The sequence below is a fragment of the Variovorax sp. PAMC 28711 genome (assembly GCF_001577265.1).
In the GTDB taxonomy this organism is placed as follows: Bacteria; Pseudomonadota; Gammaproteobacteria; order Burkholderiales; family Burkholderiaceae_C; genus Variovorax.
In genome coordinates this window covers 233774-260178 of sequence record NZ_CP014517.1, presented here as the reverse complement: position 1 = coordinate 260178, position 26405 = coordinate 233774, and the positions used below count along the sequence as shown (strand labels likewise).

Here is a 26405-nt window from a genome sequence, read left to right as displayed (position 1 = left end):
ACAGCTTGCGCTGCTTGTTTTCGGTATTACAATAAACACATACCAACCGAAAGCACACCATGATCGCAAACTCCACCCTGAATCAAGTCGCTGCCCTCCTGAGCACCTCCGATAAGAACACCGTGCTCACGGTTGTCATCGGCACCTTGGTTCAATCCGGAATGGATGTGCGGGACGCAATCGAATCGGTGCTGGGAGAAGGTAGCTATAAAACGATGGCCGGCCAGATCTATGACGCGCTTCGCGCCAAGGCCTAAGGGCCTTTTGTGAGCCTCCGTGAAGAAGGCTTCAGGTTCGTCCGTCGGGCGCGCCTTGGCTACACATGGATTCATCCAAACGCGGTTGAGACTGGTGACCTTGATTGCACGGACATGACCGACGAGCAATTTGAACAAACGGTGAAAGCCGAAGAGGAACGAACGCAATGAACAATGACAACATCATCTGCCCAGATTGCGGCTCCATGCTTGGCACGCATCACCATCCCGGATGCGCGAAGCTCGCTCCAAAAGACGATTGGTCGTCACCAATGGTGGATCGCAAACTTCAGGGCGTGGGAAGGACGTATGCGCGCGACGCCTGCAAGATTTGCAACGGCGACCGGGGCGGGGTCCCGGGAAATGAAAACGTGATCGACTGCGTTGTGATGTGCGACTACTGCCATGCCGATCAGATGGAATTCAAGGCTTTGGATCGGGTGCGAAAAGCCGTAAAAGCCTGGAAGCGCGGCGCCCAAACACCAGAGCGCGCCAGTCACTTCATGGCGAGCATTGCCACCATCCTGAAAATGTCATGACCCGTCAACCTGCTGACCGAGGCCAAGGCAGGAAGCCAAACGCACCCGAGGACCAAACCAAGCCGCGCAGTGTGCGCCTCACCGATGCGCGATGGGAGAAGCTCAAGCGGCTGGGTTCTGAGTGGCTGGCAAAGCAGATCGACAAGGCAAAGGAGCAACCATGATCGACCCGAAGTCACCGGAAGGCCGCTACAAGCAGCACAAGGCCGGCGCTGCCGCCCGAGGCTTGGCATTCACGCTCTCCTATGCGCAGTGGTGGGAACTGTGGGAGCCGCACTGGGAAAAGCGTGGCCGCGGATCGCGGGAGATGTGCATGTGCCGGCTCCACGATGAGGGAGGCTACACGCCCGGCAATGTCCGCATCGCTACCAACCGGGAGAACAAACACGAGCAGGCGATGGAGGCGAAGGTGCGGCATACCCCTAGGCGCTACAGCAGCCAGCGCGAGTATCGGCAGGCACCAGCGCAGGCGATGGCGTGGCAATCTCGCGGTGATGTGAATGTCGCCGATACAGATGATGCTTGACACTTCCTGATTTTTCGATACATTCGGTTCTCGGAGGGAGAAGTTGCCTCCAGAATTTATCAACCCGCTCAGTCGCAAGGCTCGGCGGGTTTTCTCGTTCGGCGGGCGTCTAACCAATCACACATGCACCAGTTGCTCGTAGTGGACGGCCCCGCCAACACATTCAGCCAGCGTAACGCCAACGCTTTCCAGGGTACGCACTGACCCAATGGCGGGGAGTGCACCCCAGTAGCCCAGCGCATGCGCGTGATGGATGGGCCTACACCAAGGAGCAGAGATGGTGATGCTGACGCAACCAGTGCCACCGCGGCCAAGACGATATTCACCGGTATGTGCCTATTGCCGTACCGAACCGGTGAAGGCCGTATGCATCAACTGTGGTGCACCCCAAGCATCCGAACCCATGGCTCGCTCGGTCGACATGATCGAGGTAACAACGCTCGGGGACAACGTGAGGCGCTACTTGCCTGCGATGCAGGACGAACGCTATCGGGCATGACCGCTCGCTACGACAACACCGATGGCCGCATACGTGGCCGGAAGCTCCAGAAACGGCGGCTTAGGGTGTGGAGTTCCAATCCTCGATGCGCAATGTGCGGGCGCCTCACCGCCTACCCATCAGGCTTTGACCTCGATCACAGAGAGGCGCTGAAGGCAGACGGCGGCAAGGGCGACGACACAGAAGAGAACACTCAGGTGCTCTGCAACGGTCCTGAAGGCTGTCATCGCAAGAAGACTGCACAGGACATGGGATGGACGGAGAGGCGCGGAGTCGGTGCCGATGGCTGGCCCCTATGAGAACCGATCTCATTTACGTCTATGCGCACCAAGACGGTGCGTTGCGCACACACAACGTTGTATAAATGATACGTTGTATATGCGAGACGTTGCGTAGAAACAACGGGGGGGGGCGGGTTGGAACTCTGGGAGCACCCCCATGGAAACCGCCGCCCATCCCTTCCTGTCCTAAAGCTAACCAAAAAAGTAAACGAGCACTAACGTAAATGGCGCAACGCGGCAGGAAATCAGCGGCTTCGATGGAAGTTGCTGGGGTTGCTGCGCCTATCAGTTTTGTCAAAAGACTAGCTCCTGCGGTCCACATCAGCGATGCCGAGCGCACCGTCTGGCTTGAAATGGTCAACGACCAGCCGGCCGAGGCATTCACTGCCACGCATGCGCCGCTGCTTGAGCTGTATTGCCGGCATGTGGTGCAGGCCCGGGTGATAGCGGACGAGCTGGCGAACTTCGACCGCGCCTGGATGGCTGATGACGAAGGGTTGAAGCGCTACGACCGATTGCTCGGGATGGCGGAGCGAGAGAGCCGGGCGGCATCGTCATTGGCTACTCGGCTTCGCATCACCCGCCAGGCCATCGATCAACAGACAGTTGCACGAACGCTGAAGGGCGGGGCGTCGAAAGAGCGCAAGCCATGGGAACTGCCGGCGTGAAGCGCGGCGACACGAACATCCAGTGGATTGAATCTTTCTGCCGCATCCCTGAAGGCAAGTTCGTAGGCAAGAAGGTTGTCCTGACCAAGCACCAGCGCAAGTGGATCAAGCGGATCTACGACACGCCGACGCGCACGTTCATCCTGTCGATGGCGCGCAAGAATGCCAAGACGGCACTCGCGTCCTTCCTCCTGCTGCTGCACTTGTGCGGCCCCGAGGCTCGGCCGAACAGCCAGCTCTACAGCGCGGCGCAATCGAGGGAGCAGGCGGCAATCCTGTTCTCGCTGGCCGCGAAGGTGGTCCGCATGTCGCCTGATCTGTCAGGTGTCGTGACGATACGGGACAGCGGGAAGCAGCTCTTCTGCCCTGACCTGGGCACGCTGTATCGCGCGCTGAGTGCTGATGCGTCGACCGCCTACGGGTTGTCGCCCGTCTTCGTGGTGCACGACGAGCTCGGCCAGGTCAAAGGCCCGCGGTCTGAGTTGTACGAAGCGCTGGAAACGGCGTCTGCAGCCCAGGAGCAACCGCTCTCCATCGTGATCAGCACGCAGGCGCCAACCGATGCCGACCTGTTGAGCCTGCTGATCGACGACGCTTTGACCGGCGCAGAGCCGAGAAACAAAGTCGAGCTGTGCACGGCACCGCTGGACATGGACCCGTTCAGCGAGAAAGCCATCCGGGCTGCGAACCCGCACTTCGATGACTTCATGAACAAGGAAGAGGTCGCAAGACAGGCCAGCGATGCGAAGCGCATGCCGAGCCGGGAGTCTTCGTACCGAAATCTGATCCTGAATCAGCGCGTCGAGGCACGAAACCCCTTCATTGCGCGTGCGATCTGGCAGCAAAACGGGGCACAGCCGGAGGATTTGGACGGCCAGGAAGTGTTCGGCGGGCTTGATTTGTCAAGCGTTTCGGACCTGACCGCACTTGTTTTGGCGACGAAAGAGGGTGATGTGCAACCCACCTTCTGGCTGCCGGAGGACGGATTGGCCGAGAAATCGCGAAATGACCGCGTGCCATATGACCTCTGGGCTTCGCAAGGGTTGCTGCAAACAACGCCAGGCGGCTCGATCGAGTACGAGTTCATCGCAGAGCACCTGCGCGGCGTCTTCGATCGCTGCAACGTCCGTGCTCTGGCCTTCGACCGCTACAACATGCGGTTCCTGAAGCCGTGGCTTGTGAAGGCCGGCTTCACCGAAGAAGAGTTGGCACGCTTCATCGACTTCGGCCAGGGCTTCGCCAGCATGTCGCCGGCCATCCGCTCGCTCGAGTCGATGCTGCTCGGCAAGAAACTGAAGCACGGGAATCACCCGGTGCTGACCATGTGCGCGGCGAATGCGACCGTGCAAACCGACCCGGCAGAGAACCGGAAGTTCATCAAAGGCAAGGAAACCGGTCGCATTGACGGCATGGTGGCCTTGGCAATGGCGATTGGCGTGATGCCGAGCGCCGCAAACGAAGAGGGCAGTCTCAGTGACTGGCTCAGTAACCCCATGATTTCAGGACGCGCATGAAGATCAACAAACCCAAAGGCGTCGTGAGCCGCGTCCGCGCAGCTATCGACGGCTGGGTGCGTTCGTTTTCGCTGCGCGATTCCGAGCTGTACGACCGCGTAAACGATGTGGAGACGGGCGTTGCCGTCACGCCGCGCACGGTGATGCAGGTGGATGCGGTCTGGTCGTGCGTGCGCCTGATCTCCGAAACCATTGCCACGCTTCCGCTGTCGATGTACGAGAAGACGACCACCGGCAAGAAGCTTGCCAGCCAGCACGCGCTTCAGTTCGTCATTCATGACCAGCCGAACGCCGACTCGACCGCTTCCGTCTTCTGGGAAGCGATGGTCGCTGCGATGCTGCTCCGCGGCGCCGGCCGTGCCGAGAAACTCTATGTTGGCTCGAAGCTTGTTGGGCTGGTTTTCTTGGACCCGGACAAGTTGGTGGTGAATCGCAACGGCAGCGGGCGGAAGGTCTACAACTACCCGCGATCAAACGGTGTGATGCGCCAGATCCCGGAGGACCGCATCTGGATGATTCCAGGGTTCACGCTCGACGGCATCAATGGCGTCTCCGTAGTGAGCTACGGCGCCAAGGTCTTCGGTAGCGCCATAGCAGCAGAGAAGGCCGCGGCTAAGACGTTCAAGAACGGGATGCTGCAGACCATCTACTACAAGATGACCGCGTTCCTGAAGCCCGAACAGCGCGCGGAGTTCAAGCGCAATCTGCTGGGCACTATCGAACGCGGTGAGGCCCCCCTGCTGGAAGGCGGGACCGATGTCGGAACGCTGGGCATCAAGCCCTCCGATGCCCAGCTGCTCGAGTCGCGCTCTTTTTCTGTGGAAGCGATCTGCCGCTGGTTTCGGGTGCCGCCTTGGATGGTCGGCCACACCGAGAAGTCCACGAGCTGGGGGACGGGTATCGAACAACAGATGATCGGCTTCCTGACGTTCACTCTTGGCCCTTGGCTCAAGCGTATCGAACAAGCCATCAGCAAGGATTTGCTGACACCTGCGGAACGGACGCGCTACTACCCGAAATTCGCGGTCGAAGGCTTGTTGCGCGCAGACAGCGCAGGCCGCGCCGCGTTCTATGGCGCGATGGTCAACAACGGCATCTTGAGCCGAGACGAAATCCGCGAACTTGAAGACAGAGAACCCATGGGCGGCAATGCAGCGGTCTTGACCGTGCAAGCCGCCATGACCACCTTGGACGCAATCGGTGCGCCCACAGAGGTGATCCAGGCCCGAGCCGCTTTGCGCGCGCTCCTGGGCTTTTCCGACGAAAAGAAGGACTGACCGATGACTATCAAATCACTTCCGGGTGCGCCGGAGGGTCGCCCCTGCGCGGGCGTCAGCAGCCAGGTTCAACCCCGCGCGCTGGACCGATGGAATTCGGGCGTTCGGGCGGCAGCGGCAGACAGCGAAGTGGATCGGTCCATCAGCGTCTATGACGTCATCGGATACGACTACTGGAGCGGCGAGGGAGTCACTGCGAAGCGCGTGGCGAGTGCCTTGCGCGCGATGGGCAAAGGCCCGGTCACCGTGAACGTGAACAGCCCAGGCGGCGACATGTTCGAAGGCCTGGCGATCTACAACCTCTTGCGCGAGCATGACGGCGAAGTCACCGTGAAGGTGCTCGGCTTGGCTGCATCGGCCGCCTCGGTCATCGCAATGGCTGGCGACAAGGTGCAGATTGCACGCGCCGGCTTTCTCATGATCCACAACGCCTGGGTGATGGCGATCGGCAACCGCAACGACCTGACCGAAGTCGCCGACACGCTCAAGCCTTTCGACGATGCCATGGCGAGCATTTATGCCGCCCGTACCGGCGCCGAATCCAAGGCAATGGCGAAGTTGATGGACTCGGAAACATGGATCGGCGGCGAGGCTGCTGTCGAAGGCGGGTTCGCCGATGAACTGCTTCCATCCGACCAGATTGAAAAGGGCTCGGGCAAAGCCACCGCGTCTGCAGCGCGCCGCATCGAAGCGGGTCTGCGTGCGAGCGGTATGCCGAAGTCCGAGGCCATGCGCCTTATCAGTGAAATCAAGTCCAGTGCGGGTGATCCGGCTGGCAGCGGTGAGGGTGATCCCACCGGACGAATCGAGCTCGCGCCCGATTCTTTCAGCAGCACCGCGGCTCTCGCCGCATCTCTCCTTTCCGCTACTTAAACACTCCAGAGGTACATCATGTCCATCGAAAAAGACGTAGAAGTCATCAACTCCAGCCTGACGAAAGTCAGCGACCAGATCAAGGCACAAGCCGAGGTCTTCGCCAAAAACTCCGAGCAAAACAAGGAAGTCGTCGCCAAGGTGGACGGCCTGCTGTTGAAGCACGGCGAACTGCAAGCTAGCCTGCAAAACGCAGAGCAAGCCCTGGCGAAGATCGAAGCCAACGGCGCAGGCGGCGATGTTCAGCACCAGTCGCTTGGCGAGCAGTTTGTCGGCACCGACCAGTGGAAGGCCTTCGCCGGCCAGACCCGCCCGCGTGGTCGCGTTGACATGACCATCAAGGCTGCGATCACGTCGCTCACCACCGACGCTGACGGCTCGGCTGGCGACAACGTCAGCCCGACGCGCATCGGTGGAGTCATCACCCCGCCTGAGCGCCGCATGACCGTTCGTGACCTCATCACGCCCGGCCGCATGGATGGCAACACGCTGGAGTACGTGAAGGAAACCGGCTTCACGAACAACGCGGCTACCGTGGCAGAGGCGGCGAAGAAGCCCGAGTCGACGCTGAAGTACGACCTGATCCAGACCGGCGCCAAGGTCATCGCTCACTTCGTGAAGGCCTCGCGCCAGATCTTGGACGATGCCTCGCAGCTGGCAAGCATGATCGACGGCCGCCTTCGCTACGGTCTTCGCTTTGCCGAAGAGCTGCAACTGCTCAACGGCAACGGCACCGGCGCAAACCTGCTGGGCATCATCCCGCAGGCAACGGCGTTCTCGGCTCCTTTCGATCCGGCTGGCACCGAAACGAACATCGACAACATCCGCCTCGCGATGTTGCAGGCGTTCCTTGCGGAGTACCCAGCCACCGGCATCGTGATGCACCCGATCGATTGGGCTCGCATTGAACTGCTGAAAGACACGACCGGTCGCTACATCATCGGCAACCCGCAGGGCAGCATCGGCGCCAGCCTGTGGAACCTGCCGGTGGTCGAGACGCAAGCAATCGCCGTGGACAAGTTTCTGACCGGTGCATTCCGCCTCGGCGCGCAAGTGTTCGACCGCTGGGAAGCGCGCGTCGAAGTTGCAACCGAAAACGAAGACGACTTCGTGAAGAACATGGTCACTATCCTCGCGGAAGAGCGTCTGGCTCTCGCGGTGTATCGCCCGGAAGCCTTCATTTACGGCGACTTCGGCAACGTGGCCTGATCGATCACGCTCCATGCAACAGGCCCGCTTCGGCGGGCCTTTTCCATCCAAGGAGAAAAACATGTTGATTAAATTCAATAAGCCAGACCCGCGCGCCGGGACGGTTGTCCTGATGGACAGCTTTCGGGGCCAGCACTTCATCGACTCCGGCGCTGCCGTGGCGGTGAAGGAAGACAGCGCAGACAGTGAGGCCGCGGCTCCTGCCGCTGCGCCTGCTCCTGCGGCGAAAACTGTGAAGAAAGCCAAGCAGTGAGCCTCATCGACTTGCCCACCGCGAAAGCGCACTTGCGTCTGGAGTCGGACTATCCCGACGACCAAGTGCAGGGCAAGCTCGACGCAGCCGAAAAGGCGGCTGCCCAATTCATCAATCGGCGCGTGTTCGTCGATGCCGCGTCGCTGAGTGCTGCGATCCTTGCCGTCCCAGCTTCGCTGACGGCTGCCGGCGCGGCTTATGCCGACGCGATCACTGCGGCCGATGCCATCGAAGACCATGGCGCGCGCTGCGCCGCCCGTGACTACGCCTGCGAGGCATATCGCCAGGCGCGAACGGCGGCTTGGGAAACCTACGCTGGCATCAGCAAGGAAGATGTTGAACGCTGGCCGCTCTTCGAAGCCGGCGCACTACTCATCCTCGGGCACCTGTTCGAAAACCGGCAGGACGTGGTGACGGGCGTCACGGCAACGCAGATGCCCAACGGCTCCGGGTACGTGCTGTTTCCGCTCCGTGCGGGCTTGGGTGTCTGATGAACATCGGTGCGCTTGACCGACGCGTGACGATAGAGAAACGCACCATCGTGGACGACCCGCTCGGCGGTGAAATCGTGACGTGGGTCTTGCTCGCCACTCTGTGGGCGAACTTCCGCAACACGACAGGTGCCGAAGCCATCCGCAATGAAGTGCAGGTCGGCACCACGAAGGCATCGATCCGCCTCCGCTACAGGGAAGACATCGACCAGACCTGCCGCCTGTTGCACCGTGGCTTGGTCTACCAGCTCGAGCAGGTGTTGCCTGACCAGCAAGGCCGCGAGTACGTCGATCTGGTTTGCGTGACGGGGCAGAACGATGGCTAAGTCGGTCACGGTTCAGGTTGACGGTCTGCGCGAACTAGGAGAACGGCTCAAGACGTTGAACCTAGATATGGTGAACCGCATTGCTCGAGCTGCGACTGCGGCCGGCGCTGTGGTGATCCGGGACGCTGCTAAAGCGAATGCGCCAGTAAAGACCGGCGCACTAAAAAAAGGCATTGTGGTAAAGCGGTTGCCAAAGGCTGAAAGCTTGGGCCTGACTAGTGAGCACATCGTCACTGTTTCCACCCGGGAAATGAAGAAATACACGAACAAGTCCAGAGCGGCGGTTGTGGAACTTCAAGGCCCAATCGCTCCAGTTACATCCGGCGGCAAAACCTACCGCGCCAAAAAGCTTTTGGGGCGCAAGGAAAACTACGTGTCAAGCGGAGACTTTTTCTACGCGAATTTCATAGAGTTCGGAACCGTGAAGATGGCTGCACAGCCGTTTCTTCGTCCGGCCTACGACCTTAATAAAGAGAGAGCCGTCGCAGCCATCAAGGATCGCATAGAGACTCGGCTTAAGAAGGCCAACGCATGACGAACAAAACGGATGTGGCCCTTGTCATTGTGAACAAGCTTAAAGCGCTTGTTACTGGTGGTGACGGTAAGGCAAGAATCTACCGCAACACCTTCCCGCAACTCCCGGCCTTGCCTGTGTGGCCGTCTATTCGCTACACCTTTGTCAGCACTTCGCCGAACCTTGACATCTGCGGGGATGGCGGTCCGGAGACGGCCGATTACCGAGTTCAGATCGATGTAGTTGATCTTGAGTCGAAAGGCCCGACCGCTTTCGCTACCTTGGGCGATTCGGTTCGCACGGCGATGCGCGATCTGCTTCCGCTTTATGTCTGGGAAGGCGAGTTTGATGACTTCGACGCAGAGACGAAGACTAACCGCTTGAGCCTCGATTACGTGGTCTATCTGTCCACCCCCTAAGTTTCCCCTCCGCCCTTTGGGCAATCACAACCAGCCGCTTTTGAGCGGCTTTTTTCATTCCCGAAAGAAAGAAGGTCCAAATGGCCGCAGGCAAACGTCTGAAGTTTCAAGGCTCATCGCTCCAAGTGAGCACCGGAGTCGGTTCCACAAAAACCATCACGGACGTCGATCAGACCGATCCGGCGCTGGTGGCATCGACTGCACACGGGCTCGCGCTCGGCACAGTCGGGCGCATCGCTGCCGTTGTTGGCATGACCGAACTCAACGACAACCTCTATGTAGTCGAAAACCCGGACACGGATGACTTCGAACTGGCTGGCGTCGACGCCACCGGGTACACGCCCTATGTCAGCGGCGGCACCTTTGCACCGCTGACCTACACAACGTTCTGCGAACTGACTGGGGTTGACCAGCAGGACGGCACGACCGACGAGATTGAAGTCACGACGATCTGCTCGACTGCCAAGGAGTTCGAGACGGGTCTGTCGGACAGCGGCACCCTTACCCTGAACTACAACTTCGCGCCGAACACTCCTGTCCAGGCTGCATTCGCAGCCGCCAAGAAGGCGGGAACCGAAGTCGCTGTTCGCATCACATTCCCGAACGGCGGCGGCACGATCGTCATGATCGGTTCCGTCCAGCAGTCCAGCTTCTCGGGTGCTGTGTCAGGCGTGTGGACCGGCTCTACGCAGCTCAAGCTGACCGGTGAAGTCTTCGTGCTGGCGGCCTAATGAACAAGGCCGACCTCAAAGCCCGCATCCTGGCGACCGCCAACCCCAAACCCTCGCCCATCGAGGTTGACGGCTGGGGCACGGTCTATGTCAAGCCGCTGACCGTAGGCGACATCGAGTCTTTCAACGACGACACCGATCCGAAGCTGAAGGCCGCGCGCTCGATCGCTCGCGTCCTCTGCGATGAAGGCGGTGAGTTGCTGTTCGATCCGCAAAGCCCAGAAGACCTGTTCGCCATCAACCGGCTGCCGCTCAGCGCGATCAGTGTCATCAATGGCGCCGTCGAAAAGTTGAACGCAACCACTGAGGCCGAGGCGATCGACCTGGGAAACGTCTCACCCCCCGCGACCGATTCAAGCTCGATCTAGCCGAGTCGATGGGGTGGCCGCTCTCGGCGGTCAATGACATGACGGAACGCGAGTTATCCCTGTGGATGGTTCGCGGCCCGCTCTGGCCTCGCAGGCTGGAGCTGCTACTGATCCAGATGACAAACCTTCTGGCGCAGGTCAACGGCAATAAAACCCGAATGAGTGACTTCGACATGTTCAACAAGCGCCTGGAACAAGAGCTCGACACCGCAGCGCATGAGATCGCGTCCTTTGCAGGTGCAGGCGTTCGCAAGCTCGGGCAGGGGCGCAAGTAATGGCAGTCGGTCAACTCGTCGTCAAGCTCGGGCTCGATGCTGCGGAGTACACGCGCGGCCTGAGTAAAGCTGAGGTCGATGCACGCCGCTTCGGTGAAGCGATTGGCGAGAACATTCGCACTGCAGCACTCGTATCCACAGGCGCCATCGTGGCGCTTGGCGGAGCCGCGATTGCTGCAAGCGCCGCCTTCAACAAGCTGCTCGAGGGTGCTGGAAAGTTCCAGGACCTGGCCGAAATGACCGGCGACACCGCGGCAAACCTGGCTTCGTTCGCCACGATCGCAGATGGCGCCGGCATTAGCGTCGAAAGCATTGCCGGCGCGATGAACAAACTGACCAAGAACCTGGTCGGAGTCGATGATGAAAGCAAGGCGGCCGGGGCTGCGCTTCAAGCCATCGGTATCAGTCTGGATGACTTCAAGAAGCTCGGCGCGGCTGACCAATTCGAGAAGGTTGGCAACTCGCTGAACGGCTTTGCTGACGGCACCGAAAAGGTCGCCATCGCAATGGCCCTCTTCGGAAAGTCTGGCGCTGAGCAGTTGCGCGTCTTCAAAGAGTTGGAAGCGGAAGGAGGGCGCACCAACATCCTGACCGCCGAGCAGATCAAGCTCGCCGATGACTACCTCGACAAGCAGGCTGTTCTTCAATCGCAACTGAAGCAGTACGCCAGCGCGATTGCCACGGACCTTTTGCCAGCGATCAATGCGTTGAGTGAAGTCCTTGTGACCGCGGCAAAGGAGTTCCTGAACGTTCAGCAGGCCGCAACAAGCCTCGGAAATAGCACGGGCGTTCAATCCTTCGCCGAAGCGACCGGCCGCGCCCTGGCCGGCATGATCGACTACGTGACGCAAAGCGCGCGTGAGTTGAAGGCGATCGTCGACTTCGTTGGCACGGCCGGCGAGATCATCGGCAAGGCTGCGAGCTTTGATCTTTCCGGTGCGCGCAAGGCAGGTGCTGACTTCCGCGAGCGCTACGGTCTGGACGAGAACGGCATGGGCAAGGCAGGCCAGGCCGCTGCCAAGACGTTTGTTCAGTCCTACAACGAAACGCTGGCCGCGTCCAAGCGCGCGGCATTCAATGCTACCGACCCGCGGCGCGTCGATCTGGTGAACGGCAAGCCACCGGAGAAGCCGAAGATCAATTTCTCCGGTGCAGTGAAGGCCGGTGGCAAAGGCAAGACCGACAACAGCGCGGCCCAAGAAGCGAAAGCGCAACTGGCTTCCGATCTCGACGCGATCAAGAACGCGCAGGAAGCAGTCACCAATCAATACGCCAATCAGGAGAAGATCCTCGAGGCGTTGCGCTCGGCTGGCCTGAAGGACGAAACGCAGTACTACGCCGAGAAGCAGCGGCTTCTTGCGCAGACCTCAACCGCCCAAGAGGACGCGCTGCAAAAGCAGATCGCTCGCCTGCAGCAGGAGAACCTGTCGGGCAAGGACGCCATCGACAACAACAAGAAGATCGCGGACGCTCAGGCGAAGCTGACCAAAGTGCAAGAGGACGCGACCACGCAGGCGCAGATTCTCGGTATCCAGCAGACGGCTGCTTACTCCAAGATCAAGGGGGCCATCCTTTCGGCCCAGCAGGCTGCTCAGGACTTCTTCGACACGACGAACCGCGGTTATGAGCGCGAGCTTGCAGGCCTGGGCAAAGGCAACAAGTCGCGCGGCCTCGACCAAGGCATCACGCAGATCGAGGACAAGTACCGGCAGCAGCGGCAGGACCTCCAGAACCAACGCGCACAGGCCGAGCTGTCTGGCACCTTCACGCCTGATGCTGCGAAGCAATTCGACGCGCAACTCGGCATCATCAACGAGTTCCAGGCTAAGGCCCTGTCGTCATACAAGGCGTACTACGCATCGCTGGACGCTGCGTCGAAAGACTGGGCAACTGGCGCCGCTGAAGCTCTTCAGAACTATGCGGATGAGTCGGCCAACACTGCGAAGCAAATGGAATCGCTGGTCGGCAGTGCCTTCAAGGGCTTGGAAGACTCTCTCGTGGAGTTTGTGACGACCGGCAAGCTCAACTTCAAAGGTCTGGTCGATTCCATCCTGAAAGACGTTGCGCGAATCGTCATCAAGCAGCAGATCACTGGGCCTCTTGCCAGCCTTCTCGGCGGCCAACTGGGAGGCGGCGGAAGCGATCCTCTTGGAGAGTTGCTGAAGAGCACCGGAAACGTCGGCAGCAGCGCGTCCAGTGGCGGCTTGCTTTCCAGCCTGTTCTCACTCTTCGGCAAAGCCTCTGGCGGAAACGTCGCGCCAGGTCAGATGGTTCGGGTCAATGAGAACGGCCCTGAGCTGCTGGACTATCAGGGGAAGCAATACCTGATGAACGGTGGGCGCAATACGCAGATCACTGCCAACCACAAGGCAGGCGGCGGAACTGTCGTCAGTATCAATCAATCCTTTGCATCGGGCACTGACCGGGGCACCACTGACCAGGCGGCCCTTGCTGCAAGCCGAGCAATTCAACGGGCGCAGAGGAACGCATGAGCATCATCGTTTACGGGGACGTAATCCTTCCGCGGAATGTGGTGCTCGCTGGAGTCTCTGGGCGGCAAACGCGCCAGAACGACCGCACTGTCAACCAGGGTGGATACGCCTCGGCCAACGTAGTGCGTGATGTGACGATGCAGGAATACACCATTGGCATCAAGGCGATGTCGATTGCCAAGTGGCAGCAGATCGAAGGCGTTTGGGAAGTGACCGACTCCGGAGCCTACGGCTTCCTGATCGAAGACCCGAAGGATTCAGTCGTAACGAACGGCGCCCTCCAAGGGTACATGTTGGCCGTGGAGTTCGGCACTCCGGGCTTCGGCAACGGTGGCCCGCTGTACGGTCTGAGGCAGGTGAAGAAGGCCGCCAGCTCCACCCGCATTCGGGCGCGCGCTGTGACTCGGCCCAAGGGCGCTCCGGCCGTGAAGCGGGGCGGCACGCCGGTCGTGGTGGGTGGAAGCGCTGGCAACATCGCCATCAGCGCTGCACCGGTCTATGTCACGTTCGTGCCGGACGCAACCCGAACGGTTACTGGCGTGACCGTCGGTGCGACAACCAGCATCAACCTCGGCACGGCAATCCCCGGCTTCGTGGTCGGCGGCCGGCTCTGGCTTCAGGGCATAACGGGCGCTGACGCGGCACTGCTCAACGCAAAGAGCCATCAAATCACCGCCATAGTGGGGTCGATCTACACACTGGCTACCAATACGGCCGGGAAGGCGATCAACATCAGCGGTGAGGGGCGCAAGTACCCGCAGCCGGACGAGGCGCTCACCTGGACCGGCGAGTTCTACACGCCGGTGCAGTTCGCCACCGATGCTATCGAGTGGGATCTGATGCGCCCGGGCGACTTCGACGATCGGCTGGTATCCGGGCCCTCCATTCCCCTGATCGAAGTCCGCGAAGCATGAAGACGCGCTCCATCGCTCTGGCCGCAGCGCAGGCGGCCGGCTCGACCACGCTCGCGCGCTGCTGGCGCTTCACCCGCACCGATGGCGAAATCGTCACCGTCACGACTTGCGCCAAGGACTTGCTTGTCAACGGCGAGCTGTACGTCTCCCGCCTCGGCGTCACGCCTACCGCGCTCGAGCAGCAAGTCGGCGCCGCGGTCCCCAACTCCGAAATCGACGGCACGCTCAACACCGACTTCGCCACCGAAGCCGACATCCTCGGCGGGCTTTGGGATGGCGCGCAGGTCTTCATCTTCGAGGTGAACTATCGCGACCTGTCGCAAGGTTGGATGATCCTGCAGACTGGCACGCTCGGCGATGTGAGCGTTGGCCGGTCGTCCTTCAAGGCGGAAGTGCGCGGGCTTGCACAAGCCCTACAGCAAGTCGTCGGGGAGGTCTACACCCAGACCTGCACAGCCAACCTCGGCGATGCGCGCTGCAAGGTCAACGTCGAAGCCATGCGTGTTGCGGGCACGGTTGCCGTGGTCACGTCACGGCAAGCGTTCACGACCACCACCACGGGCTATGCAGCCGACTACTTCGGTGCGGGCGTCATCACTTGGGTCACAGGTGCGAATGCCGGTTTCTCGATGGAGGTCAACAGCTACACCTCGCCAGCTTTTGCGCTGAATCTGCCCATGCCATTCAACGTGGCCGCGGGCGACACCTACACAGTCATTCCCGGATGCCGCAAGCGCGTGATCGAGGACTGCAAGACGAAGTTCGCGAACATCCTGAACTTCCGCGGCTTTCCATATGTGCCCGGCCCGGACAAGGTGCTCGGCCTCGGCGGCACCGAAGGGAGCAACCTGTGACCGGCGCCGAAGTGGAAGCAACCGCTCGCCAGTTGATTGGTGTCCGCTACCGCCATCAAGGCCGCAGCCGGGACGCGGTGGACTGTATCGGTCTGGTCATCGTCACGCGCGACATCCTTGGCCTGCCGAATCCGGAGCTTCCAGTGGACTACGCGCCCCTTCCGATCGACGACGCGATGCTCGTCTACTGCAAAGCGCACATGGTCAGCGTGACGGATATGCAGCCGGGTGATGTGGTCTGCCTGCAATACAAGGTCGCACGTCACATGGGCATTCTCGGCACCTACCCGCACGGCGGACTTTCCTTGCTGCACGCACGCTCGATGCACCCGCGCAAGGTGGATGAAACCGCCTTCAACGAAGCATGGCGGCGGCAGGAGCAATGCCGGGTCATCGGCTGCTTTCGATTCCGTGAGGTAGCAGCATGAGCGACAACAGAACACTCGGGACAATCGCCGGGGCGGTCCTCGGGTACTTCACGGGTGGTGCAAGTTACGTCGCACTCGGGCAACGCTGGGCGGGGTCGTCGGCGGTGCGCTGGATGGCCCCGTCAAGACCGAAGGCCCGCGGATCGATGACCAGAAGGTCACCGTCTCCACCTACGGAATCGGAATTCCGACCATCTACGGCACGGTTCGAGCTGGCGGGAACGTGGTTGATTCGACCGACAAGATCGAACTCCCGTTCACCACCTCTGCAGGTAAAGGCGGCGGCACGGAGAACACCAGCTATCGGTACTTCGTGCACATGCGGCATGTCTTGTGCGCCACGCCTGCCGATGGTTCGGAAGTCGCCATCCGCAAGATCTGGCAGGACGGCAAGCTGATCTATGACGTGTCCAACGGCGTGTCGATCGGCTCGGCTTTGGCGACAGCGGAGAGCCCGTATTCGTTCCTGATTCTGTATCAAGGGCACGAAGACCAGATGCCCGATTACATCGAAGAGACCTATCACGGCGTCGGCAACGTTCCGGCGTATCGCGGTGTGGTTTCTGTGCGCCTGAACATCATCGAATGCCAAGGCGGGAGGGTTCCGCAGTTCTCCTTTGAGCTGTGCAGGGCTTCTTCCATTCTGGGGCCGCGAAGCCTGCTGGATCGCACCATCGAGGGAACCTTCACCGACGCTGGCGTCGGACGACCGGTCATCTACGAAGTCAACAATGCATCGGTGCGCGTCGGCATGTGGACGGTCAACTCCACCACTCCGATCACGCAGACGCGCGTCTACAGCGGCGAAGGCGATTACTGGGCAACAGAAGCGCGCTCAGAGACGGATCGCTGGCCGGTTGACTTCGGTGGGCCATACGCGGCCGGCATGCTGGGCGATCTCTACATTCGAACCTATCGTGGAAATCTTGCCGACGGGACACTGAGGGGATACCTCACCGAAGCCGGCCCGGACTTCGTCACATTCGATCCGTCCGCCCCTTCGAGTGAAGTGCTTACCGGCTTGGTATTTTCTATCGATCAGAAAACCATGTTGGTCTTCACCTCGGCGTCTGCGCTGGTGGACATCACGAAGTGGTACGCCCTCGGTGTGGGCGGAGTGCTGATCGGACAAGGAACGGTCTCGCCTTCCCTGCCAGTCGGCGCTCTTGGATATGGCGTCTCGGCTGTGAACATCTCTCCAGAAGCGGTGGGCATTGCCGACAACGATTTCCAGACCGTGTGGGCTGCAAATCTTGGCGGCTTGGTGGCCGAATACAAGATGACGAGCGGCGTCTTCTCCGCGTCCGGAAGGACCGTCAGCGTCGGCGCATTGACCTCGTCCAGTCTTTCAATCGGCATGAGTGACGCGGCGATCTACATCGTCAGTGCTTCGCGCATGGTCATGGTCTACCGCCTACCAGGCATCCAACCCAATGCAGCGAGCATCGCGAGCATCCTCGACGAGCAGTGCACACGCGCCGGCCTGACGGCTGATCAGTACGACCTGGATGACATTAGCGGCAGCGTCTGGGGGTACACGCTCACGAACCCTGCAAGCGCGCGCGCCAACATCCAGCCGCTGATGACGGCGTTCGCGATCGACGCGACGGAAGAGGATGGGAAGATCAAGTTCTTCCACCGCGCCAATCTCGTTTCGGTCGCGACGATCGGCTACGACGAATTGGGGTGCGCAGAAGACGGCGGCGAGCCGGGCGACCCCATGCCGCTGACGCGCGGGCAGGAAGCAGAACTGCCGCGTAGCGTGTCGGTGAGCTACATCAACAAGGACTTCGACTACCAGACCGGCACAGAGAAGGCGATGCGCCAGGTCACCGATTCGGTGATGGACTCGACGCTTGATCTGCCCATGTCCGTCGATGCCGGCGTCGCGGCGACGCTGGCCCAAAGGGCGCTCTACGACGCATGGAACGACCGCAATCGCCGCAGCTTCAAGGTGTCGCGCAAGTTCGCCTGCCTGAGTGCTGGCGACGTGGTGACATTCGAATACCCCAAAGGGGTCCTGTCCGATTGGCGGTTGAGCAAATTGACGGACACCGGCGCGCTGATCGAGGGTGAGTGCGTACCGGCCAATGCCGCGATCTACGGACAGACCGCAGTGGGTGGGTCGGAGTACTCGGGACAGGCCGTGGCTCCCCTTGCGGCACCGACCCGCCTGCAGCTCCTCGACATCCCGCTTCTGCGCGATGCAGACAACGATGCCGGCATCTACGCTGCGCTGGACAGCTATGGCGACGTCCCGGCCTCTGCCGAGTTGCTTGTCGGTGACGACGACAACACTCTGGTGCCACGAGGCACGGTTTCAGCCTCGGCGCCGATCGGTGTTGCTGAAACTGCGTTGGGTGCGTGGTCGCGCAAATTGATCGACGAGACCAACCTGATTACGGTGGACCTTGGCGATGATGTCTTCAACAGCGTGACGCGCGACGTGCTGCTCGTCAACGGTGGCGAGTTCTGGGCGCTCGGCGCACCGGGCCGTTGGGAGATCGGCTGCTCTGCACTCGGCGCAAGCCTGGGAGGCGGGCGCTACATCCTGTCGCGTCACATGCGCGGGCTGTTCGGCACTGAGCGCTTCGCCGGAACGCACCAGGCCGGCGACACGATCGTGCTTCTTCGAATTGCCGGAATCCTGCGGCCGCCCATGCCACTCGGCGACGTGGGTTCCGTAAAAAGCTATCGCGCCGTCACCAAGGGCCGCAGTCAGGACTCGGCGCTGTCCCAGACCTACGCGAACACGGCCGAAGGTTTGATGCCGCTCAGCCCGGTCAACGCGCGCCGCGCTTTCGTCAACCGCGACATCCAGATCGACCGTCGCTCTCGTCTCACGATGAACAACGCGACCGGGTCGGTCCCTCTGGGCGAAGCCGGCGAGGCGTATCAGTGGCGCTTCTACACGTCCGGCGCGTTCACGACCTTGCTTGCGACGGTCGCAACGACCACGCCGACGATCACCGAAGCGCAGCAAACCGCCGCTGGCATTACTCCTTCCGCCACCGCATTCGTGCGCGTATCCCAGATTTCCGACAGCGTCGGCACCGGCCACGAACTCCAGGCAACCGTATGACCATCCTTCAAGACATCCTTGCCGCCTTTGGCTGGCAGGCGCGCGTGAACGAGAACTTCCGAAGCGTCGCGCCTGCAGCGCTATATGGCATCGATCCATCTAGCACAACCGGCCTGACGCTCGGCTACCTAGGCGGGGAATTCAACGGCGTGACGGTTGCCAATGGCATGGTCGCACTCACGGCCAGTGCGACGAACTACGTCGTGGCACACAAGACGACCGGTGTTGTCACGGCAGCAACGAATACGACCAACTGGCTGAACACGGGCACTTACCTGCAGCTCTATCAGCTGGTGGCTGGAGCATCAACTTTCACGATTGCCAGCACATCAGACAAGCGACAGGCCATCGGCGCAGCAGGCGGCGGGAGCGGGATGACGAACCCGATGACCACTGCGGGCGACATCATCTATGGCGGCACGAGCGGAACACCGACCCGGCTTGGAGTCGGCACGAATGGCTATGTCCTGACGCTGACGGCTGGTTTGCCAACGTGGGTGGCTTCGTCGGGCGGCGGGTTCTCAAACCCAATGACCACGAACGGGGACTTGATCCTGGGTGGGGCCTCGGGTGCACCAGGCCGCTTGGGGGTTGGTAGCAACGGGCAAGTGCTGACGGTGATCGGCGGCGCAGTTGGTTGGGCTGCTGCAGCTTCTGGGTTCGCCAATCCCATGACCACGGTCGGCGATCTCATCGTGGCCGGCGCAGCCGGAGCTGCTGGGCGTTTGGCTGCTGGAACCGCCACATACGTGCTGACGGCAAACGGCGCCGGTGTTGCCCCGACCTGGCAAGCGGTCCCGGGTGGCGGCGGTGGTCTCACGAGTTGGACGGAGGCACTGAACACTGCCAGCCCGAACGGAACAGTACCCGTATCATCCTTCACCGCGACGAACGCTGCAACCAACATCGACGCGGCCATTGTTCCTAAAGGAACGGGCGCTATTTCCGCGCAGGTTGCCGACAGTTTGACCGCAGGCGGCGGAAAGCGAGGGTCCAACTCTGTGGACTGGCAAATGTCCCGCACCGCTGCAGCGCAGGTAGCGTCTGCTTCGTTCTCCGTGATCGGCGGTGGCCGGAACAACACTGCGGCAGGCGGTGGTGGCGTCATCGCTGGCGGGAATGGGAACTCGATTGGCTCGGGCGTCACGAACTGCGTCATCAGCGGAGGCACCGTCAACGTTATCGGCAGCGACCTGTGCAGCATCGGAGGTGGCAATTCGAACCAGGCCAACGGTGTCAAATCGACGATCGGCGGTGGCGAAAGCAACCAAACGTCGGGCGGAGACTACGGAACTGTGGGGGGAGGCGACCGCAACCAAGCCACAAACTACAACGCGGCAGTGGGCGGCGGAAGTCAGAACATTGCGAGCGGGGATTCGTCGGCTATCCCTGGGGGTTCGTCCAATCTTGCGGAAGGCGCTGCCTCGGTAGCCATGGGGTCCTTCGCACGCGCCAGGGCCCGAGGCTCAGTCGCTCGCGCCGCCGGCAGCTTTTCTTCAGCGGGTGATTCGCAGTCCGAGAGCTACATCCACCGCCTCACCACCACAAGCGCCACGCCAGCGGCTGTCTCTGGCAACGGCTCCGCGCCATCGGCCACCACTTGTGTACTCCTGCCGAACAACTCGATGTTCGGCTTCGAGTGCATCGTCTCCGCAAAGGTGAGCGCTTTCGGTGACCGGGCTGTCTTCAAGATCACTGGAGCAATCTCGCGCGGCGCCAGTGCCGCCACGACTGCGATCGACGGCACGCCGACCGTGACTACGGTTGCCGCAATTGGAGGCGCTTCGGCCTGGAGTGTGGCGGCGGTGGCAAACGCCACGCTCGGCAGCCTGGAGATTCAAGTCACTGGAGCTGCAACCACGACCATCAAGTGGGTTGCGAACATCGTCACGACCGAAGTAGTCGGATAGCCGCTCCAGAAATCCAGCCTAGCCTGAAAGGCTTCCCATGACCACCATCTACACCTTCCTGCTGAACTGGCTCGTGAACAACTGGCGCAAAGTGCGCGAGTGGAAGAACAGGGTGAGCAAGTGAGCCGCGTCGTCCCAACCGATCCGGCTCAGTTCCGCCGCGACGTCGCAGCTGCTGCGGTGCCCGACGACGTCGAGCAGAACCGCATCGAGGTGCGCCTGCTGACCATCTTCGTGACGCTCAGCTTCATGAACGACCTCATCGGCCCGGTCATGTACATCCTGCAGATCCCGGCGTCGACGCTGTTCAAGGTTGCAGCACTCGGGCACTACTCATGGCTCGTCGGCGGCATGTTCGTGGTGTCGATCCTGCTGACCATCCCGCACTTCGTCTCTCTGCTGGTGCTCCCGCGTCTGCTGTCCTGCCGCACGCCGCGGCTGATGGCATGCGGTGCCGCCGTCATCAGCGCGCTGACGTGGATCTACTTGGCGGTGCTGGCGCAGCCTCTGGACTTCGCCGGGCCGATCTCTGTGCTGTACGGCCGGCAGAGCTTCGAGTCGCTCTTTCTTGCCCTGATCTACGCCGTGTCCCTCAACGCGCAGCAGCTGCGCGAGTACGCCCGCGAGATGGGTCTGATCCGATGAAAAACAAATTCACCGTCAACGTGCTGCTGTTCATGTGGGCGGTCTGCGCAACCCGTGTCGCCTACGCCGCCTCGTTCTCGCAGGACATGAAGGCGTTCGACCTCGAGTCGCTGATCTGGGGCGCCACTGCTGGCCTGCTGGCCGGCGTGCTGCGCACCATCTTCACGCTCGCCAGCGAGAACGTGGTCGTCTACAGCGTGCTCAAGGAAGCGCGCAAGGACCTGGTCGTCTCCTTCATCGTCGGCGGCATTGCCTACTTCCTGATGTGGGCGATCTCGTCGGTCTATCCGAACCTCATCACACGCGAAGTGCGCTTGGTGGTGATCCTCGCCGCGGGCTGGACGCGCGTGGCGTTCGTGAACCGACTCAGCCAGCTGGTGAACAGCAAGCTCGACCGCGCGAATGATGACCTGCGCGCCGGTGCGCCGATCAGCCCGCCCAGCTCGGGCGTCGTTCCCTTGGGCGAAAAGTAGTTACAGAAGGCACCCTTCGTGGTGCTTTCGCTTCAGCTCAACGTATGCAGCATGGGCCTCTTCAGCGGTTGCATGCGATGGGAAGACCCGAATCTTGCCTTTGATGTTGATGCGGGGCCAAAAGCGTTCACCTTGCTTAACTACACCCAAGAACCCTGAAGTGTTCTGACGGTTCGGCTTGTGCCTGTTGTGCACATTCATTGCATGCGGCACGTCTCGAAGATTGGCGATTCGATTGTTTGATTTCACACCGTCTCGATGGTCGATGCAGTGCTGCGGCCACTCGCCATGGACGTAGAGCCAAGCAAGGCGGTGCACGAGATAAGCCCGTCGATTGATACAGATCGATAGGTAGCCCTCCCGAGTTAGCGAGCCTGCAACATCGCCCGCCTTCGCTTGATTGTTCGAATCGCGGAGCCGAGTGAAAAGGCCAGTTTCGGTGTCGTAGGAAAAAAGATCCTTGAGTTGCTGCGCCGTAAGACCTAGCGGCAGCGGCTCGGTTCTTCTCTTTGCTGCAGAACTGCAGGCGTGTGAGCAGTAGCGACCTGCTCCTTTTGCGACAACAGAAGGCTTTGTAAGAAACGCTGCCGAGCATTGCTCGCAGGTACGATTGACCTTAGCCATGAAGACTCCTTAACAGTCGGATTGGTTAGAGCCCGCATCGCGTTGGTAGCGCTTTGCGGGCTCGCCTATTTTAGGCGTGGTCGTCCTCTTTTTCATAGGAGAAATGACCATGCAGACATCCAAGCGAGGCGTCGACCTCATCAAGCAATTTGAGTCTTGCAAGCTTGTCGCGTATCCGGATCCAAAGACCGGTGGCGACCCTTGGACGGTAGGGTGGGGCGCGACGGGGCGTGGCATCGGGCGCGGGACGATCTGGGAGCAGTCGCAAGCCGATCAGCGCTTAGCCGTCGACATAGCGGAGCGCGAAGCAATCGTGAGCGCGAACGTGACCGTGCCGATGACTCAGGGCCAGTTCGATGCCATGGTTTCGATCGTCTTCAACGTGGGGGCTGGGTCGGCCTCGCGCGACGGCATCATCCGCCTCAAGGATGGCCGGCCGTCGACCCTGCTGCGCAAGCTGAACGCGGGCGACTACGAAGGCGCCTCGCTGGCCTTTGACTCATGGGTGAGCCCTGGCAGCAACGTTGAAAAGGGACTGCGCCGGCGCCGTGCTGCCGAGCGCGCAGTCTTCGAATCATGATGGCGCTCATGTCGCCCAAGGTCTGGGTGGCGCTGGTGATCGCCTTCCTGCTGGCCATGGTCGGCGCCCAACAAGTGCGCGTCAGCAACGCGAAAGCCGCGCAGTCGCGCACCGCGGCCGAGTTCTCCGCATACCAAGCCACGCAGGCCGAGTCCGCGCGCCTGGCCGAGCGCTCGCGCCGCGACACCGAACAACGATGGGCCGCTACGGTCGAAGGAGTGAGCAATGAAGGACAGCAGAAGATCGATGTGGCCCGTGCTGACGCTGAGCGCGCTGGTGCTGCTGAGCAGCGGGTGCAGCAGCGTGTTGCCGCCTTCCTATCCGCCATCCGTAGAGCCGCCGAGGACTCCGGCGTTGCCACCACAGGCGCGACAGCCAGCGCTCGATCAGATCCCCTCGATCTGCTCAGCTACCTGTTCGCAAGGGCTGACAGCACGGCGGGAGAGCTGGCAGAAGCTCTTGATCGAAGCCGAATCTCAGGTCAAACCTGCGAGAAAGCCTACGACTCCTTGATCGCTAAATAGTGCAGGTGGAGTGGAGCTCCCGCTTCTTCGTAAGGTACGCCTCATGGGCGGCTTCTTTTGATCTGAAGGACCCGATGTAGAGCGACTCGCCATTCGTGCAAATCTTCGCCATCCATACTTTGTCCCGAGCATGCCAGTGCACCCCGAGCAATCCGGAAGCGCTGCCTACTTTCGCTCTGCGCTGGTTGTGCAGATTTTCGGTCTGAGGGATGTCCGCAAGTTGTCCCAGCGGTTGTCGTCCTTGATGCCGTTCCGGTGGTCAATCGTGCTCACAGGCCATGACCCTGTCATGTACAGCCAAGCCAATCGGTGCGCAAGAAATCGCTCGCTGCCCATGCGGATCAGGCGATAGCCTCGATTGTGTGCAGCGCCCACTACATCTCCAGCGCGGCGCCGCGCACCGGGGCCAGATGCATCTACTTTAGCTGTGAAGACGCCAGTGTCTGGGTCGTAGTGCAGGAGCGACCGCAGGATGCCGGCCGTTAAGATTGGGGTAGCCATGATGACCTCTCCTACAGGTTGATTGGTTAGAGCCTTCATCGCCTTGCCGGGCGGTGAGGGCTCGCCTATTTTAGGCCAGTCCCTAGACCCTGAGCCGCTATGCTGGCGGCATGGACCACCTACGCCGCCTCACCGTCTTCGTAGACGAGCCCGATCCGGGCGTCTTTCACTGGGTCATCATCGAGAGCAAAGAGGACGCCACCGTCTGGGAAGACGTCGAGGCTTCGATGGGCTCGTTCACGTCGTGGGCGGATGCGTGGGCTGCTGGCGTCAAGGCTTTGCACGGCCATGTCGCCGATCCGGCCGTCGGGCCGCGCGCTGAAGGTGAAGACGAGAACGCCGACCCTGTGGGGTAGGTCAGCCTGGCCCGTGCTTGCGCCCGTAGAGCTCGTCCTTTGCCGCCGTGACGCCGGTCGTAGCGCGCGTTCTCACCTCGCGTGAGCCTTGGATCGGCTGGGCACCCGGGAAGCGCCGCGCAGCTTCGTCCATCGTCATCTTGAACGTGGATGGGTAGGGCTTCTTGCTCCAGGCGTTCGGTGGCAGGGTGAAGGTATAGAAGTCGTCGGTCGGCATGCGAACACTGTACATCCGAACAGTGCTTTTCAGCCTTTCACCGCAGCAACAAGTACCCGATCACCAGCACAACGTCCAAGCCCATCATCCAGACAGTGCCCCAGATGAAGGCGCGTAGGAGCTGGGTTAGGCGGCTCATTCAGTGGGCGGAGCGCAGTCAGGCAAACATGCAAAGCGAATCAAGCTCGCTGTCGTACCTGATGCCACAACGTTGCAGGTCACGGATCTGTTCGTCGGTAGCCTTCTCCGCGAAGGCATCGCAGTCGATGTCCAGATAGAACTCGTCATGCTCGCTTGCAGAGATCAGATCCCGCTCTCCAGGCTGGATCTCGTCCAGCATCAAAAAAGCATGAAGGTCAGGGCGCTTCGACTTCGGGTTGTCGATGCGGTCAAATTTGAGAAACTCGTCTTCGTACTGTTCAAAGCGATCGTGCAGGTTCATTTCAAGCTCCTAAAAATGGGAACGGCTCAACACCGCTCCTTGTGGAACGGCAGCCCAGAATCGGGTGTCGTTGGGGTGGGGGAATGGCCGGAAACTGGGTGCGATTCCGCTCCGCAATCGACCCCCTACGAACGACGCAATGCGGGTCGGAATGCTGGGAAAGCAACCAGTGATGCGGAGCGCGAACCGTGCGCTATGCCGCGTGGTTGTTGACTTCTTACGCGAGCTTGTAGCGCTGGTATTCGGTGAGGGTGGCGAAGTCGATGTCCATCGTGTTTCCGGGGTGTTCACAGGCCGTTACCTGGGAGGGCGGCCGGGGGTTTGTAATGGGCGATGTCCGAAAGAACACCTGCAGATTTCAGGCCAGCCCGCGAATCGTCGGCCGGCGTCATTGTCGTCATCCTGCTCCTGGTCGCTGCTGTCGGCAGCGGCTGGTGGTATTGGGCACATCGGGAGAGGGCGACCCCGTCGCCATCGCCTGCCGTCAGTGCGCCGCCGCCGCCGGACATGCCCGCGCCAGCGCCGGCGATGGCCGCATCGGGACCCTTGAATCCCATCGACGCGGTGGCCGAGCCGGAAGCCGTGTTGCCGAGGCTTCCCGAGTCGGACGCCTTTATTGCCAAGGCGATCACCGAGCTGCTGGGGCGAAAGTCGGTGGCTTCGTTTCTGCAGCTCGATGGCTTCGTGCGCCGCTTCGTCGCCACCGTGGACAACCTGCCGCGCGGCCAGGCGCCTTCGCGCATGTGGCCGGTGCAGCCGACGCCGCAACGTTTCGCGGTGACCGGTTCCAGCGGCAACCAGGCCATCAGCCCGACAACGCGGCGCGGTATGCGGGCTTCGTCGGCCTCGTCGAGTCGGTCGACGCGGGGGCGGCGGCGATCCTTTACGCGCGGCTCTACCCGCTCTTCCAGCAGGCGTACGAAGAGCTCGGCTATCCGGGTCGCTATTTCAACGACCGGCTCATCGCGGTGATCGACCATCTGTTGCAGGCGCCGGAGTCCGACGCCATGCCGAAGGTGGTGCTGACCGAAGTGAAGGGCGAGGAGACCTCTTCTCGGCCCTGGGTGCGCTACGAGTTCGCCGATCCGAAGCTGGAGGCGATGTCGAGCGGACAGAAGCTGCTGGTTCGCATGGGCCCTGCGAACGAACGCCGGCTCAAGGCCAAGCTTGCGGAGTTCCGACGCCAGATCGCGACAGGCAGCGTGGCGAAAAAGCAGTGATTTGCACGAACTGGCCGATAGATTTCGCTCGCAGACACGGCTGCCGATCTTGTCCTACGGTCGCTTGGGGCAGCCTGTCGATACTCGGAAAGACCCATTCAATTCGCCGCGCGCGCCCGGGTC

32 protein-coding genes and 1 pseudogene are annotated in these 26405 nt (G+C 61.2%); 29 read left to right on the top strand and 4 right to left on the bottom strand.

Annotation, left to right across the window (positions count from 1 at the left end):
* The first annotated feature begins 59 nt into the window (after positions 1-59).
* From AX767_RS01405 to AX767_RS01290, 25 genes are all read left to right on the top strand, one after another.
* Positions 60-257 carry a hypothetical protein gene (locus AX767_RS01405; RefSeq protein ID WP_068628031.1) on the top strand — a complete coding sequence of 66 codons (198 nt, stop codon included), beginning with the start codon at positions 60-62 and terminating at the stop codon, positions 255-257.
* Positions 258-424: 167 nt separating this feature from the next.
* A complete protein-coding gene (locus AX767_RS21160) occupies positions 425-796 on the top strand; it encodes a hypothetical protein (protein ID WP_156480918.1) in 372 nt (123 codons plus the stop codon).
* Positions 793-960 (top strand): hypothetical protein, encoded by a 168-nt coding sequence (locus tag AX767_RS21490; RefSeq protein ID WP_168164794.1) that lies wholly within the window; start codon positions 793-795, stop codon positions 958-960. Before AX767_RS21160 ends, AX767_RS21490 begins: the two co-directional genes overlap by 4 nt.
* Complete coding sequence (locus AX767_RS01395; RefSeq protein ID WP_068628029.1) at positions 957-1322, top strand: hypothetical protein; 366 nt, start codon at positions 957-959, stop codon at positions 1320-1322. The genes AX767_RS21490 and AX767_RS01395 overlap by 4 nt, the downstream gene beginning before the upstream one ends.
* Positions 1323-2326: 1004 nt before the next feature.
* Positions 2327-2770 (top strand): hypothetical protein, encoded by a 444-nt coding sequence (locus AX767_RS01390; RefSeq protein ID WP_068628028.1) that lies wholly within the window; start codon positions 2327-2329, stop codon positions 2768-2770.
* Positions 2752-4284 carry a terminase large subunit gene (locus AX767_RS01385; protein ID WP_068628027.1) on the top strand — a complete coding sequence of 511 codons (1533 nt, stop codon included), beginning with the start codon at positions 2752-2754 and terminating at the stop codon, positions 4282-4284. The genes AX767_RS01390 and AX767_RS01385 overlap by 19 nt, the downstream gene beginning before the upstream one ends.
* Positions 4281-5561, top strand: a complete 1281-nt coding sequence (locus AX767_RS01380) for a phage portal protein (RefSeq protein WP_068628026.1) — start codon at positions 4281-4283, stop codon at positions 5559-5561. The genes AX767_RS01385 and AX767_RS01380 overlap by 4 nt, the downstream gene beginning before the upstream one ends.
* A gap of 3 nt (positions 5562-5564) precedes the next feature.
* Entirely contained in the window at positions 5565-6434 is an 870-nt protein-coding gene (locus AX767_RS01375) for a head maturation protease, ClpP-related (protein ID WP_068628025.1), read from the top strand.
* An 18-nt stretch (positions 6435-6452) separates the two neighbouring features.
* Positions 6453-7643: a phage major capsid protein gene (locus AX767_RS01370; RefSeq protein ID WP_068628024.1), complete on the top strand. Its 1191-nt coding sequence runs from the start codon at positions 6453-6455 to the stop codon at positions 7641-7643.
* A gap of 13 nt (positions 7644-7656) precedes the next feature.
* Positions 7657-7896, top strand: a complete 240-nt coding sequence (locus tag AX767_RS01365; RefSeq protein WP_068628023.1) for a hypothetical protein — start codon at positions 7657-7659, stop codon at positions 7894-7896.
* A complete protein-coding gene (locus AX767_RS01360) occupies positions 7893-8387 on the top strand; it encodes a head-tail connector protein (RefSeq protein WP_068628022.1) in 495 nt (164 codons plus the stop codon). Before AX767_RS01365 ends, AX767_RS01360 begins: the two co-directional genes overlap by 4 nt.
* A 26-nt stretch (positions 8388-8413) precedes the next feature.
* A complete protein-coding gene (locus AX767_RS01355; protein ID WP_168164793.1) occupies positions 8414-8713 on the top strand; it encodes a phage head closure protein in 300 nt (99 codons plus the stop codon).
* On the top strand, positions 8706-9248 hold the full coding sequence (locus AX767_RS01350; RefSeq protein WP_068628020.1) for an HK97-gp10 family putative phage morphogenesis protein: 543 nt from the start codon (positions 8706-8708) through the stop codon (positions 9246-9248). Before AX767_RS01355 ends, AX767_RS01350 begins: the two co-directional genes overlap by 8 nt.
* Complete coding sequence (locus AX767_RS01345) at positions 9245-9646, top strand: DUF3168 domain-containing protein (RefSeq protein ID WP_068628019.1); 402 nt, start codon at positions 9245-9247, stop codon at positions 9644-9646. Before AX767_RS01350 ends, AX767_RS01345 begins: the two co-directional genes overlap by 4 nt.
* An 80-nt stretch (positions 9647-9726) precedes the next feature.
* A complete protein-coding gene (locus AX767_RS01340) occupies positions 9727-10377 on the top strand; it encodes a phage tail tube protein (RefSeq protein WP_068628018.1) in 651 nt (216 codons plus the stop codon).
* The gene (locus tag AX767_RS01335; protein WP_068628017.1) at positions 10377-10745 is read left to right on the top strand and encodes a hypothetical protein; all 369 of its coding nucleotides are present in this window, start codon (positions 10377-10379) and stop codon (positions 10743-10745) included. The genes AX767_RS01340 and AX767_RS01335 overlap by 1 nt, the downstream gene beginning before the upstream one ends.
* Positions 10746-10753: 8 nt before the next feature.
* Positions 10754-11020 carry a hypothetical protein gene (locus tag AX767_RS01330; protein ID WP_068628016.1) on the top strand — a complete coding sequence of 89 codons (267 nt, stop codon included), beginning with the start codon at positions 10754-10756 and terminating at the stop codon, positions 11018-11020.
* Complete coding sequence (locus AX767_RS01325) at positions 11020-13512, top strand: phage tail tape measure protein (RefSeq protein WP_068628015.1); 2493 nt, start codon at positions 11020-11022, stop codon at positions 13510-13512. The genes AX767_RS01330 and AX767_RS01325 overlap by 1 nt, the downstream gene beginning before the upstream one ends.
* Positions 13509-14426, top strand: a complete 918-nt coding sequence (locus AX767_RS01320) for a hypothetical protein (protein ID WP_068628014.1) — start codon at positions 13509-13511, stop codon at positions 14424-14426. Before AX767_RS01325 ends, AX767_RS01320 begins: the two co-directional genes overlap by 4 nt.
* Positions 14423-15280, top strand: coding sequence for a DUF2163 domain-containing protein (locus tag AX767_RS01315; protein WP_068628013.1), 858 nt, complete (start codon positions 14423-14425; stop codon positions 15278-15280). The genes AX767_RS01320 and AX767_RS01315 overlap by 4 nt, the downstream gene beginning before the upstream one ends.
* Complete coding sequence (locus AX767_RS01310) at positions 15277-15708, top strand: NlpC/P60 family protein (RefSeq protein ID WP_068628012.1); 432 nt, start codon at positions 15277-15279, stop codon at positions 15706-15708. The genes AX767_RS01315 and AX767_RS01310 overlap by 4 nt, the downstream gene beginning before the upstream one ends.
* A 223-nt stretch (positions 15709-15931) precedes the next feature.
* Positions 15932-18790, top strand: a complete 2859-nt coding sequence (locus tag AX767_RS01305) for a phage tail protein (protein ID WP_068628011.1) — start codon at positions 15932-15934, stop codon at positions 18788-18790.
* A complete protein-coding gene (locus AX767_RS01300; RefSeq protein ID WP_068628010.1) occupies positions 18787-20700 on the top strand; it encodes a hypothetical protein in 1914 nt (637 codons plus the stop codon). The genes AX767_RS01305 and AX767_RS01300 overlap by 4 nt, the downstream gene beginning before the upstream one ends.
* Positions 20701-20820: 120 nt before the next feature.
* Positions 20821-21345, top strand: a complete 525-nt coding sequence (locus AX767_RS01295; RefSeq protein ID WP_068628009.1) for a hypothetical protein — start codon at positions 20821-20823, stop codon at positions 21343-21345.
* Complete coding sequence (locus tag AX767_RS01290; protein ID WP_068628008.1) at positions 21342-21818, top strand: hypothetical protein; 477 nt, start codon at positions 21342-21344, stop codon at positions 21816-21818. The genes AX767_RS01295 and AX767_RS01290 overlap by 4 nt, the downstream gene beginning before the upstream one ends.
* On the opposite strand, the gene AX767_RS20840 is transcribed toward AX767_RS01290, so the two are convergent.
* Entirely contained in the window at positions 21819-22442 is a 624-nt protein-coding gene (locus AX767_RS20840; protein ID WP_082754737.1) for an HNH endonuclease signature motif containing protein, read from the bottom strand. It abuts the gene before it with no gap.
* A 109-nt stretch (positions 22443-22551) separates the two neighbouring features.
* Here AX767_RS20840 and AX767_RS01285 point away from each other — a divergent pair, with 109 nt between their 5' ends.
* Complete coding sequence (locus AX767_RS01285; RefSeq protein WP_082755106.1) at positions 22552-23022, top strand: lysozyme; 471 nt, start codon at positions 22552-22554, stop codon at positions 23020-23022.
* Complete coding sequence (locus AX767_RS01280) at positions 23019-23546, top strand: DUF2514 family protein (protein WP_068628006.1); 528 nt, start codon at positions 23019-23021, stop codon at positions 23544-23546. Before AX767_RS01285 ends, AX767_RS01280 begins: the two co-directional genes overlap by 4 nt.
* 165 nt (positions 23547-23711) lie before the next feature.
* Here the strand turns inward: AX767_RS01280 and AX767_RS22200 are convergent, their stop codons facing one another.
* Complete coding sequence (locus AX767_RS22200; protein ID WP_443082772.1) at positions 23712-23837, bottom strand: HNH endonuclease; 126 nt, start codon at positions 23835-23837, stop codon at positions 23712-23714.
* Between the two features lie 320 nt (positions 23838-24157).
* On the opposite strand from AX767_RS22200, the gene AX767_RS01275 reads away from it, so the two are divergent.
* Entirely contained in the window at positions 24158-24403 is a 246-nt protein-coding gene (locus tag AX767_RS01275; RefSeq protein ID WP_068628005.1) for a hypothetical protein, read from the top strand.
* A gap of 1 nt (position 24404) precedes the next feature.
* Here AX767_RS01275 and AX767_RS01270 read toward each other — a convergent pair whose 3' ends face one another.
* A complete protein-coding gene (locus AX767_RS01270; RefSeq protein WP_068628004.1) occupies positions 24405-24635 on the bottom strand; it encodes a hypothetical protein in 231 nt (76 codons plus the stop codon).
* 142 nt (positions 24636-24777) lie between these two features.
* Positions 24778-25062: a hypothetical protein gene (locus AX767_RS01265; RefSeq protein ID WP_068628003.1), complete on the bottom strand. Its 285-nt coding sequence runs from the start codon at positions 25060-25062 to the stop codon at positions 24778-24780.
* A 333-nt stretch (positions 25063-25395) separates the two neighbouring features.
* On the opposite strand from AX767_RS01265, the pseudogene AX767_RS01260 reads away from it, so the two are divergent.
* Positions 25396-26282, top strand: a pseudogene (locus tag AX767_RS01260) (DUF3014 domain-containing protein).
* Positions 26283-26405 lie beyond the last annotated feature (123 nt).